Source organism: Burkholderia sp. Ac-20384 (assembly GCF_017104605.1).
GTDB lineage: Bacteria > Pseudomonadota > Gammaproteobacteria > Burkholderiales > Burkholderiaceae > Burkholderia > Burkholderia lata.
The window spans coordinates 1-11,093 of the sequence record NZ_JAAGPE010000297.1; the positions used below are offsets into that span (position 1 = coordinate 1).

Below are 11,093 nucleotides of genomic sequence, written 5' to 3' on the forward strand. Positions count from 1 at the left end.
CCGAACGACAGCCCGACGCTGCCAAGGATCGCGACGGTTGCGACCACCGTCGCCATCGTCACCGGCTCGCCAAGCAGCAGCGCACCGAGCGCAACCGCGACGATCGGGTTCACGTACATGCAGCTACTCGCGATGATCGGGCTCGTGTGGCGGATCAGGTAGCCGTAAGCGACGTACGCGGCCATCGTGCAGAACACCATCAGGTACAGGAACGCGAACACCGGCCCCACCATCAGGTGCTCGACGCGCTCGCCGACCAGCCACGCAACGAGCGTCGAGATCATGCCGCCGAGGCCGATCTGCAGCGACGTGGACAGAAACAGGTCGGACGGCAGCTTGAGCCGCGTCGCGAGATGCGCACCGCCGGCCCAGAACAGGGCGCCGGCCAGCACGCAGATCGTGCCGAGCGCCGAATTCTGCGCGGCCGCGCCGCCCGAGTTCAGCACGACGATGCCGACCATCCCGAGCCCGACGGCCGACCACTCGCCTTTCGTGACCGGCCGCCCGGCGACCGCCGCGATCACGGTCGCGAACAGCGGCACCGTGGCCACCATCACCGCGGCCGAGCCGCTGCTGACCAGACTGATCCCGAGCGCGATCGTGCCGGACGACAGCGCGACGAGCATCGTGCCGACGATCCCCGCATTGCGGATTTCGAGCAGCGTCGGCCATTCGGGCTTGCGCCGCAGCGCGAAGATGAACAGGCCGATCCCGCCGAGCAGGTTGCGCAGCCCCGACAGCAGCAGCGGCGGGAACGACTGCAGCGCGAAATGCAGGCCGCTGTAGGTCGAACCCCAGACGAAATAGATGAAGACGAGCGCCAGCGCCACGCGGCCGCCGCGGCTTTGCGGCAGGCGGATCCGGAACGAGAAGCGGGCGAAGAAATCGAGGAGACGGTCGAGCGGCGTCATCGTGCAGCCTGCCCGCACGTCACGCCGCGTGCTCCGCTGAAAGACGCCGGCGATGCCGGCAAACGGCCCTGGCGGGACCGGGAAGGCAGAGCGAACGTGCGGAACGACATGGCAGTGCGAACGGCGACGAAAGAGAACCGGCAAGCGGCGGCAGAGGGACAAAAAAACGCGCGCAACCGTTTCGGCTGCGCACGCTCGGCATTATGGCATCAAGGATTCGAAAGCATCGTCGGACGAGTCTGAAAGGATCACGAATGATGTTTCCGCGCGACATTTTTCAGCCGGCAGGCAAGTGAAATCGGGGGCCGGATGTGCGCCCCGCATGCGTTGCCGGGGTGTCAATCCGTCCCGCCATCCACGCCCATCCGTCACGATCGAGTCAGCCATCGGCCGAACGGCCAGTCCTGCACGCCGGCGAGCGCTTCCCCCTTATCGTGACGGTCGGCTCACGCGCCCCCCACCCTGCGCGGCCCTCTTTCGCAACCCGCACCATCCATACAAAATTTTGTATAATTCAACTATTCTTCCGCCGAAGCCGGTTGTTTTCGTCGGCAGCGCGCTTGCCGATCTTCGCGGCTTTCCGTTGCCCGCGCGACGCGAAGCCGGTCACCAGATCGATCAGGTGCAACGCGGCCTGGCGCCCGACGACTGGAAGCCGATGCGTACCGTCGGCGTCGGCGTGCGGGAAATTCGCCTGCGCGATGCGAGCGGTGCGTTCCGGATCATTTACGTCGCGACATTCGCCGACGCCGTCTACGTGCTTCATTGCTTCCGGAAGCAATCGGCGCGCACGACCAGGGCCGATATCGAACTGGCCACCCGGCGCTATCGCGCGCTGACGATGGAGAGGAAAGGATGACCAACGAACGTTATTCAAGCGTCTGGGACGCAATCGAGGGCCAGCCGGCCGAAGCCGGGAACATGAAGCTGCGATCCGAGCTGATGATCGCGCTCAAGCAGCGCATCGCACAGCTCGAGCTCAGTCAGGCCCAGGCCGCGAAACAGCTGGGTGTCACGCAGCCGCGCGTCTCCGACCTGATGCGCGGCAAGATCAACCTGTTCGGGCTCGACGCACTGGTGAACATGGCGGCGGCCGTCGGCCTGCGCGTCGACCTCCAGGTGCGCGACTCCGCATGACGCGTCACGTGCGATGCCCGCGATGCCCGATGCATCGCGGCACGTGCACGCGCCGCCACCGCACGCCGCGCATCGCTCACGATCCGCCGAACCAGTTGTACCCCTGGTCGACCCAGTAGCCGCCCGGGAACGTATCGGTCACGAAGATCTCCATGATGTGCTTCGGATTCTTGTAGCCGAGCTTGGTCGGCATCCGCAGCTTCATCGGGAAGCCGAATTCCGGCGGCAACCGATGGCCGTCGTACTCGAACGCGAGCAGCGTCTGCGGATGCAGCGCGGTCGGCATGTCGATGCTCTCGTAGTAATCGTCCGCGCATTTGAAGCCGACGTACTTCGCCCGCGTATCGGCGCCGGCGCGTGCGAGAAACGCGCCGAACGGCGTGCCGCCCCAGCGGCCGATCGCGCTCCACCCTTCCACGCAGATATGCCGCGTGATCTGCTCCGCGTGCGGCAGCGCATACAGTTCGTCGAGCGTCCACACGCGCTTGCCCGTCACGCGGCCGGACAGCACGAGCCGATACGTCGACGCATCGACGTGCGGCACGTCGTCGATCCCGTAGTACGCGTTGAACGGGAACGGTCGCGTGATGTCGGCTTCGGTGTAGGTCGGCGCGAGCCGCTCGCCACTGAACAGCCAGGCCTGTACGCGGTCGTTCATGCGCGACACCTTCTCGAGAAACGTGTTGACCGACGCGTCGTCCTGCAGCGTGCAGCCGGTCAGCATCGTCAGGCCGCCGAGCGTCAGGATGCGTCTATTGAACAGCCGCCGCGACGGCATCTCGAGCTCGCGGCGCACGTCGAGTTCGAGCGACTTCCGGTCGAGCGTCCAGCGCGAACCGTCGCGCTTGTCTTCGGATTGCGACATGATGATTTCCTTCACCCGAAGTTGACGGGTCAGCGCCCGCGCAGCATCGCGAGCAGCGAGCGCGGCACCAGCAGCGCCATCGCGACGTGAACGACGATGAATGCGACGAGCAGCGACATCGCCCAGAAGTGCACGACACGCGCGTTGTCGTAGCCGCCGAACAATTCGCGCAGCAGCGGGAATTGCACGGATTTCCAGATCGTGAGCCCCGACAGCACCAGCACGACGAGATCGACGATCGCGGTCAGGTAGGCGGCACGCTGCACCGCGTTGTAGACGCTCAGGTCGGCGTGAGACAGCCGCCCGCCCAGCGCGGCACGGACGTCGCGCCAGATCGACACCGGCGTGACGGGCAGCATCTTGCGCGCAAGACGCCCCGTTGCGATCGACATCGTCAGGTAGAACAACCCGTTGAAGACGAGCAACCACATCGCCGCGAAATGCCATTGCAGCGCGCCGCCGAGCCAGCCGCCCAGCGTGAGGCCATGCGGGAACGTGAACGGCGGATAGATCGGCGACGCGTCGTAGATGCGCCAGCCGGACAGCACCATCAGGATCGCCGCGAGCGCGTTGAGCCAGTGGCTCGCGCGCACCCACAGCGGATGGATCGGGCGCGCGGGCGGCGTGGCGGCCGCGCGGCCGGTGGCGGGAACGGTTTGCATGATGAAGACTCCCGGAATGAGTCGACGGGACGGGACGAAATGCGGGCGGCCGCCGTGCGACGCACGCGCCGGCCGCGCCGCGTCGGCCTCCGTCAGTTCGACGGCGCCATCTTGTCGCCCGACGGCTTGCCCATCTCGTCGTGCGACATCGCGTCCTTCTTCATCGCGTCTTTCTTCATCGCATGCTTCTTCATGCCGTCCTTCTTCATCGCGTCATGGCCCATTGCATCCTTGGCCATCGCGTCGTGACCCATCGCGTCCTTCGACATCGACGAGCCCGGCTGCGACATCGCGTCGTTCTGCGCATACGCGCCCGTGGCGATCGTGGCGAAGGCGGCGACGCAAGCGGCAATCAGTACTTTTTTCATGACATCTCTCCAAAACATGGGTTTAAGGAGCCGAATAGACGGACGACGTCGCGGGAAATGACAGCCGCTGCGAAAATTTTTTTTGAAGTTGCGCGAAAGCGCGTCATGTTGCACCGCTTCGCCGTTGCCGGCCAAGCCGGGAGGCCATGCGGCGGCGACGCGCGCTGCCATTTCGACGGGCCATCGTAACGCCCGCCATGCTGCGGCCGCACCGGTGCATCCGATCCTCTCCCGGTTGAAACCGCCGCCAAGCCAGTGTATCGTGTGCCCTGCTAACGCGGGGGTCCTGCAATGCGTCCGGTCAAACAACCGGCATTGCGGGTGAGAAATACCCTTTGAACCTGATCTGGATAATGCCAGCGCAGGGAAGCGTACGGATTTCGCCGCCATCCTTCTGACGAAATCCGCCGCCTCACCAAGCCTCGTCTCCTGCTTAGCTCGAGCCCCACATACGTCAAGGGCTCCGGGCAAGCGCCGAAGCGCCTGTCCGGCGCTCACACAGGAGATTGCATGAACGCCAATCCGAAGTTTCTGTCCGCCGACGCTCATGTCGATGCCGCGGCCGTCGCCCCGCTGCCGAATTCCCGCAAGGTTTATGTAACCGGCTCGCAGCCCGACATCCGCGTGCCGATGCGTGAAATCACGCAGGCCGACACGCCGACCGGCTTCGGCGGCGAAAAGAATCCGCCGATCTACGTGTACGACACGTCGGGCCCCTACACCGATCCGGAAGCGAAGATCGACATCCGCGCAGGCCTCGCCGCGCTGCGTCAGGGCTGGATCGACGCACGCGGCGACACCGAAGTGCTCGGCGGCCTGTCGAGCGAGTACGGCCTCGAACGCGCGGCCGACCCGGCCACCGCCGACCTGCGGTTCCCGGGCCTGCACCGCAACCCGCGCCGCGCCCAGGCCGGCAAGAACGTCTCGCAGATGCACTACGCGCGCCAGGGCATCATCACGCCGGAAATGGAATACATCGCGATCCGCGAGAACCAGCGCCGCGCCGAGTACCTCGAGAGCCTGAAGGCTAGCGGCCCGAACGGCGCGAAGCTCGCCGCGATGATGGGCCGCCAGCACCCGGGCCAGGCGTTCGGCGCAGCGGCTTTCGGCGCGAACGCGCCGGCCGAGATCACGCCGGAATTCGTGCGCTCGGAAGTGGCATGCGGCCGCGCGATCATCCCCGCGAACATCAACCACCCGGAATCCGAGCCGATGATCATCGGCCGCAACTTCCTCGTGAAGATCAACGCGAACATCGGCAACTCGGCCGTCACGTCGTCGATCGGCGAGGAAGTCGACAAGATGACGTGGGCGATCCGCTGGGGCGGCGACACGGTGATGGACCTGTCGACCGGCAAGCACATCCATGAAACGCGCGAGTGGATCATCCGCAACAGCCCGGTGCCGATCGGCACGGTGCCGATCTACCAGGCGCTGGAAAAGGTCAACGGCAAGGCCGAGGATCTCACCTGGGAAATCTTCCGCGACACGCTGATCGAACAGGCCGAGCAAGGCGTCGACTACTTCACGATCCACGCGGGCGTGCGCCTGCAGTACGTGCCGCTCACCGCGAACCGGATGACCGGCATCGTGTCGCGCGGCGGCTCGATCATGGCGAAGTGGTGCCTCGCGCATCACAAGGAAAGCTTCCTGTACGAACACTTCGAAGAGATCTGCGAGATCATGAAGGCGTACGACGTGAGCTTCTCGCTCGGCGACGGCCTGCGCCCCGGCTCGATCTACGACGCGAACGACGAAGCGCAGCTCGGCGAGCTGAAGACGCTCGGCGAACTCACGCAGATCGCGTGGAAGCACGACGTGCAGGTGATGATCGAAGGCCCCGGCCACGTGCCGATGCAGCTGATCAAGGAGAACATGGATCTCCAGCTCGACTGGTGCAAGGAAGCGCCGTTCTACACGCTCGGGCCGCTGACCACCGACATCGCACCGGGCTACGACCACATCACGTCCGGCATCGGCGCCGCGATGATCGGCTGGTTCGGCACCGCGATGCTGTGCTACGTGACGCCGAAGGAACACCTCGGCCTGCCGAACAAGGACGACGTGAAGGAAGGCATCATCACGTACAAGCTCGCCGCGCACGCCGCCGACCTCGCGAAGGGTCACCCGGGCGCGCAGGTGCGCGACAACGCGCTGTCGAAGGCGCGCTTCGAGTTCCGCTGGGAAGACCAGTTCAACATCGGTCTCGATCCGGACAAGGCGCGCGAATTCCACGACGAAACGCTGCCGAAGGATTCCGCAAAGGTCGCGCACTTCTGCTCGATGTGCGGCCCGCACTTCTGCTCGATGAAGATCACGCAGGACGTGCGCGAGTTCGCGGCGCAGCAGGGCGTGTCGGAAACCGAAGCGCTGAAGAAGGGGATGGAAGTGAAAGCGGTCGAGTTCGTCAAGACCGGCGCCGAAATCTATCACCGTCAATAAGCGAACGCGCGGCCCGGCGATCCCCGCCGGATCGCGTCGCGATGCACGAAGCCCGCTTTCGAGCGGGCTTTTTTACGCATGTCGCGTGCCTGCCGGTACACGGGAAAACCACCGGAAACAAATCATTACGAAACCGCGCGAGCCTTAACAAGTCCTTACAGCAGCGTCGGGAGGCGGCGCGTAGATTGGGTTCATGCGCGGCCGCCGGCCGGTCGCGTGTCCTCCGTTCACAACCGCAAGGACAACGATCATGAATTCGATACGGCGTATTGGGATTTGCGCGCTGCTCGTCGCGACCGTGGCCAGCCTGTCGGCCTGTGACTCGATGTCGAGACGCCAGCGTGACACGGCAATCGGTGCGGGTGTCGGCGGCGTCGCCGGCGCGGCAATCGGCGGCAGCGCGCTGTCGACGCTGGGCGGCGCAGCGGCCGGCGGCATCATCGGTAACCAGGTCGGCAAGTAAGCGGCGCAGCGCGTCGCGACGGTCAACCAGACGGCGTTTTCGCGGTGCGGAAGCGCCGTTTTCGCATGCGGCGCCGCAACGTGCCAGCCGAGCGCGCGGAAATGATCCGTTACCGTTTTGCACACCGTGTCATCGGCGCGCGGCCTAAGCTTAAGCATCTGCCGATTGCCGGCTCCGCCGGAGAGACATCATGAACAGGACCTTCGTCGCCGCGGCGCTCGCCTGCGTGACGCTCGCCGGCTGCTACTACCCGTACGGCTATTATCCTGGCGGCTATTACACGGCTGCACCGGTGCAGCCGGCCCCCGTCTACGTCGATCCGGGCCCCGCCTATTACTATCCGGCCCCGGCCTATGCACCCGCTTGGGGCGGCTATTGGGGACCGGCGCTCTCGCTCAATTTCGGCTTCGGCGGACGCGGCGGCTGGCGCCATCACTGATCGGGCACGACCGCCGGCGGGCGGCCGCCCCTCGCCGGCAACCGGCGCCCCTCCCGTTTCTTGCCATTTCATCGAAACGTGAAACGACGGCGTGGTAACGGGGTGTAAGATTCATCGCATCCCGTCCCTGCCCTTCACGATCGATGTCCGCCAAGAACGCCCTTCTGCTGACCGTGCTCGCTGCCCTGTGGGGTGCGTCGTTCCTGTTTATCCGGATCGGCGTCGTCGATCTCGGCGTCGCGCCGCTGATGGCATTGCGGGTGGGCATCGGCGCGCTGTTTCTCGCCGGCTTCGCGCTGACGCGCTTCAAACCCGCCGATCTCGGCGCCCGGCTGCGCCGCCATGCGTGGCCGTTGTTCGTCGTCGGCGCGCTGAACTCGGGCATCCCGTTCTGCCTGTTCGCGTTCGCCGAACTGACGCTGTCGGCCGGCGTGACGTCGGTGATCAACGCGACAACGCCGCTCTGGGGCGCGCTCGTGGCCTACGTATGGCTGAAGGACAAGCTGTCGCTGCCGCGCGCGCTCGGCCTCGTGATCGGGTTCGCCGGCGTGCTCACGCTCGTGTGGAACCAGATCGTGAATGCGCACGGCGAAACGGGCGCCACCGCGACCGCACTCGCCGCCGCAGCCGCCCTCGGCGCAACGCTGCTGTACGGCATCGCGGCCAATTACACGAAGCGCAAGCTGACCGGTGTCGATCCGCTCGTCAACGCGACCGGCAGCATGATCGGCTCGACCATCCTGCTGCTGCCGTTCGCGATCGCCACCTGGCCGGCCGCGCCGGTCAGCGCACACGCGTGGGGCTCCGTGCTCGCCCTCGGCGTCGCCTGCACGGGCATCGCGTATTTCATCTACTTCTACCTGATCGCACACATCGGCCCCGCCCGCGCGATTACCGTGACGTTCGTGATCCCCGTGTTCGGCCTGCTGTGGGGCGCACTGTTCCTCGGCGAACACGTGTCGGCCGTGATGATCGAAGGCTGCGCGATCGTGCTCGTCGGCACCGCGCTCGCCACCGGCGTGATCAAGCGGATTCCCGGGATCCGGCCGCGCAGCGGCGAAGCCACCTGACGATACATTCGGGTGCACGCGTGGCCGTCGGTCGAGCCGTGATGGCAGACGACCAGGCGCCGGCCGGTCACCGCCGCGCCGTGGAGGGTGTCGCAGTGCGGCCGGTATTCCTCTGACGGCGACCGTCGCTCGCCACTTGCCGGCCGCCAGGATTTCCGGCGTCATCGCGCATGCCATGCCGCCGGGTTGTCATGTTGTCGCGGCGACGCCCAACGCCAAGCGGCGGTCATGCGCGGCGCGCATGCGAGCGACGCCGGCCGCAACCGCGTTCCCGCGTGCGTCTGGAGTTTCCCTGATACGCGAGCGGCCGCGTTCCCGTTACACTCCGAACACTTACCCGCAGAAGGCGGCCTCGATGTCCCACGTCCTTTCGCGTCCGCCGGCGCGTGCGACTGCTTCAGCGTGGCGGCGCGTTGCCGTTCCGCCGCTCGACACCGGGCACCGTTGACATGAAGCCCGCCCGCGACCTCTCGCTCGACTCCCTGCTCGAACGCCTCACGCCGACGCCCGGCGGCTGGATCGCCACCTATCGCACCACGACATTGCGCAGCGTGTTCCAGCCCGTGCTGTCAATCACGCACAAGCGGGTCGTCGGTTACGAGGCGCTGCTGCGGGTCGTCGATTCGAACGGCGCGCTGATCTCCCCCGCTGCCCTGTTCGACAAGACGCGCGCCGACGCCGACGCGCTGCTGCTCGACCGGCTCGCACGCTGCCTGCACACGGCCAACTTCGTCGCGCAGGGCATCGGCGACGGCTGGCTGTTCCTGAACGTCACGCCGCGCGTGCTCGACTCGGGCCTCGTGCAGCGCGAATTCGTCGAGGCGCTGTGCCGGCATTACGCGCTGCCGCCGAACCGCATCGTGCTGGAAGTCGTCGAACAGCCCGCGCGCGACGAAGCCGCGCTCGCCCGCACGATCGACATGATCCAGCATCGCGATTTCCTGATCGCGATCGACGATTTCGGCACGGGATTCTCGAACTTCGACCGCGTGTGGCGCGCGCGACCCGACATCGTCAAGCTCGATCGCTCGCTCGTCGTACGCTCGACCGGTTCGGCCGAGGATCGCCGCATCATGCATCACCTCGTGTCGATGCTGCATCAGGCCGGTGCGATGGTGCTCGCCGAGGGCGTCGAGAGCGACGACTCGCTGCAGGCGCTGATGGAAGCCGACATCGATTTCGTGCAGGGTTTCCAGTTCGGCCAGCCCGATGCATCGATCGCCCATGCCAGCGCCGCGGTACCCGCGATGCTCGACGCCGCGTGGCAGCGCTTCATCGCGCGCCGGCACACGCCGGTCGTCGCCGAGCAGCCGGGCTTCGACGCGATCGAGCGGCTCGTGCTGACCGGCGCGGCCGCGTTTTCCGCCAGCGGCAACCTGCAGGACGCCGCACAGCGCGTGTTCGCGGTACCGGCCGCGCGCCGCGTGTTCGTCACCGACGAAACCGGCGAGCAGTTCCTGCCGTCGATCGGCGCGCGCGCCGAAGACGGTCAGGCAGGCGTCACCCGCCTCTCACCGCTCTTCCCGGAAACCCACAGCAACTGGTCGCGACGCCCGTATTTCCAGCGCGCGATCGCCGCGCCCGGACGCGTCGCGCTGATGGGCCCGCACTTTTCGCTGACGGAAGGCCGCGACTGCTATACGGCCGCCGTCGCGATCCGCGCGCAGAGCCGGCTCGTCGTGTTCTGCGTTGACTTCGTACTGGACAGCGCCGGAACCGTGATGCGCTAACCGGCGCGACGGCGGGCGACTGACGCTCGCGCCAGTCGTTCGCCGCCATCCGTTCGTCAGTCGGTCACCTTCCCTCGTCCTGACTTCACCACGCTGCGACGCGACTTGTGCTCGAGCCGCCGTTCCTTCGACGCACGCGTCGGCCGCGTGGCGACCCGTGCGCGCGGCGTGAATGCAACGCCGCTGATCAGCGCATCCAGACGCGCCAGCGCGGCTTCGCGGTTCTTCTCCTGGGTGCGATATTCCTGCGACTTGATCACGACGATGCCGTCACGCGTAATGCGCTGGTCGGACAGCGCGAGGAGCCGCTCCTTGATGACAGGCGGCAACGACGACGCGCGGATATCGAAGCGCAGGTGGATCGCGCTCGACACCTTGTTCACGTTCTGCCCGCCCGCACCCTGCGCGCGCACGGCCGTCCATTCGACTTCAGCCGGATCGAGCGTATAGCGGATCATCATCGCGACGCCTCCATGCGGCGCCGTGCAAGCGCCTCGTCGACGCGTGCCGCGAGCCCCGAGTCGCGCTGCGTGCGCGTCGCGACCGCTTGCGCCAGCACGCGCCGCGGCCCGATCACCTGCACGCGCGTGCGGGCACGCGTGACGGCGGTATAGACGAGTTCGCGCGTGAGCACGCGGCCGAACGACGCCGGCAGCACGAGCGCGGCTTCATCGAATTCCGAGCCCTGCGACTTGTGGACCGTCAGTGCGAACGCGGTTTCGTGCGGCGGCAACGCGGCCGGCGACACCGCGCGCGCGGTGCCGTCCGCACGCCTGAACCACACGCGCAACACGCCGTGCGCGTCGGGCAGCGCGATGCCGATATCGCCGTTGAACAGCCCGAGCGCATAGTCGTTGCGCGTCACCATGATCGGCCGCCCCGTGAACCAGTGCGCGCCGACCGCGAGCGGCACGCGCGCCGCGTGGCGCACGTGCGCGGCCACGAGCGCATTGACGTGCTCCGCGCCGCGCAAGCCGCTGCGGGTTGCACACAGGATCCGGAACCG

13 protein-coding genes and 1 riboswitch are annotated in these 11,093 nt (G+C 66.8%); of the genes, 7 read left to right on the top strand and 6 right to left on the bottom strand.

What is annotated here, in order from left to right; translation table 11 throughout:
• A partial coding sequence (locus G3O00_RS34450; protein ID WP_206145650.1) for an EamA family transporter occupies positions 1–911 on the bottom strand: 911 nt, incomplete at its 3' end.
• 505 nt (positions 912–1,416) lie between these two features.
• Between G3O00_RS34450 and G3O00_RS34455 the strand changes: the two genes are divergently transcribed.
• Both G3O00_RS34455 and G3O00_RS34460 read left to right on the top strand, forming a co-directional pair.
• Positions 1,417–1,770, top strand: coding sequence for a type II toxin-antitoxin system RelE/ParE family toxin (locus tag G3O00_RS34455; protein ID WP_206145654.1), 354 nt, complete (start codon positions 1,417–1,419; stop codon positions 1,768–1,770).
• The gene (locus tag G3O00_RS34460; RefSeq protein ID WP_011351501.1) at positions 1,767–2,048 is read left to right on the top strand and encodes an XRE family transcriptional regulator; all 282 of its coding nucleotides are present in this window, start codon (positions 1,767–1,769) and stop codon (positions 2,046–2,048) included. Before G3O00_RS34455 ends, G3O00_RS34460 begins: the two co-directional genes overlap by 4 nt.
• A gap of 76 nt (positions 2,049–2,124) precedes the next feature.
• On the opposite strand, the gene G3O00_RS34465 is transcribed toward G3O00_RS34460, so the two are convergent.
• The 3 genes from G3O00_RS34465 to G3O00_RS34475 form a co-directional block, all read right to left on the bottom strand.
• Positions 2,125–2,913 carry a molybdopterin-dependent oxidoreductase gene (locus G3O00_RS34465; RefSeq protein ID WP_174934894.1) on the bottom strand — a complete coding sequence of 263 codons (789 nt, stop codon included), beginning with the start codon at positions 2,911–2,913 and terminating at the stop codon, positions 2,125–2,127.
• Between the two features lie 29 nt (positions 2,914–2,942).
• Positions 2,943–3,575, bottom strand: coding sequence for a cytochrome b/b6 domain-containing protein (locus G3O00_RS34470; protein WP_206145651.1), 633 nt, complete (start codon positions 3,573–3,575; stop codon positions 2,943–2,945).
• A 92-nt stretch (positions 3,576–3,667) separates the two neighbouring features.
• Positions 3,668–3,943: a pentapeptide MXKDX repeat protein gene (locus G3O00_RS34475; RefSeq protein WP_011351498.1), complete on the bottom strand. Its 276-nt coding sequence runs from the start codon at positions 3,941–3,943 to the stop codon at positions 3,668–3,670.
• A 269-nt stretch (positions 3,944–4,212) separates the two neighbouring features.
• A riboswitch (TPP riboswitch) is annotated at positions 4,213–4,329 on the top strand.
• Positions 4,330–4,453: 124 nt separating this feature from the next.
• Between G3O00_RS34475 and thiC the strand changes: the two genes are divergently transcribed.
• The 5 genes from thiC (at position 4,454) to G3O00_RS34500 (ending at position 10,087) form a co-directional block, all read left to right on the top strand.
• Positions 4,454–6,385 (top strand): phosphomethylpyrimidine synthase ThiC, encoded by a 1,932-nt coding sequence (gene thiC / locus G3O00_RS34480; RefSeq protein WP_011351497.1) that lies wholly within the window; start codon positions 4,454–4,456, stop codon positions 6,383–6,385.
• Between the two features lie 250 nt (positions 6,386–6,635).
• The gene (locus G3O00_RS34485) at positions 6,636–6,848 is read left to right on the top strand and encodes a glycine zipper 2TM domain-containing protein (protein ID WP_011351496.1); all 213 of its coding nucleotides are present in this window, start codon (positions 6,636–6,638) and stop codon (positions 6,846–6,848) included.
• Positions 6,849–7,038: 190 nt separating this feature from the next.
• Positions 7,039–7,287: a hypothetical protein gene (locus G3O00_RS34490; RefSeq protein ID WP_174945471.1), complete on the top strand. Its 249-nt coding sequence runs from the start codon at positions 7,039–7,041 to the stop codon at positions 7,285–7,287.
• 143 nt (positions 7,288–7,430) lie between these two features.
• On the top strand, positions 7,431–8,357 hold the full coding sequence (locus G3O00_RS34495) for a DMT family transporter (RefSeq protein ID WP_206145652.1): 927 nt from the start codon (positions 7,431–7,433) through the stop codon (positions 8,355–8,357).
• Positions 8,358–8,806: 449 nt separating this feature from the next.
• Entirely contained in the window at positions 8,807–10,087 is a 1,281-nt protein-coding gene (locus G3O00_RS34500; protein WP_011351492.1) for an EAL domain-containing protein, read from the top strand.
• Positions 10,088–10,143: 56 nt separating this feature from the next.
• Here the strand turns inward: G3O00_RS34500 and arfB are convergent, their stop codons facing one another.
• Together arfB and G3O00_RS34510 are read right to left on the bottom strand one after the other, a co-directional pair.
• Positions 10,144–10,548 (bottom strand): alternative ribosome rescue aminoacyl-tRNA hydrolase ArfB, encoded by a 405-nt coding sequence (arfB, locus tag G3O00_RS34505; RefSeq protein ID WP_011351491.1) that lies wholly within the window; start codon positions 10,546–10,548, stop codon positions 10,144–10,146.
• Positions 10,545–11,093 (bottom strand): ATP-binding domain-containing protein (locus G3O00_RS34510; protein WP_206145653.1); only part of this gene is annotated, 549 nt, incomplete at its 5' end. The genes G3O00_RS34510 and arfB, both read right to left, overlap by 4 nt.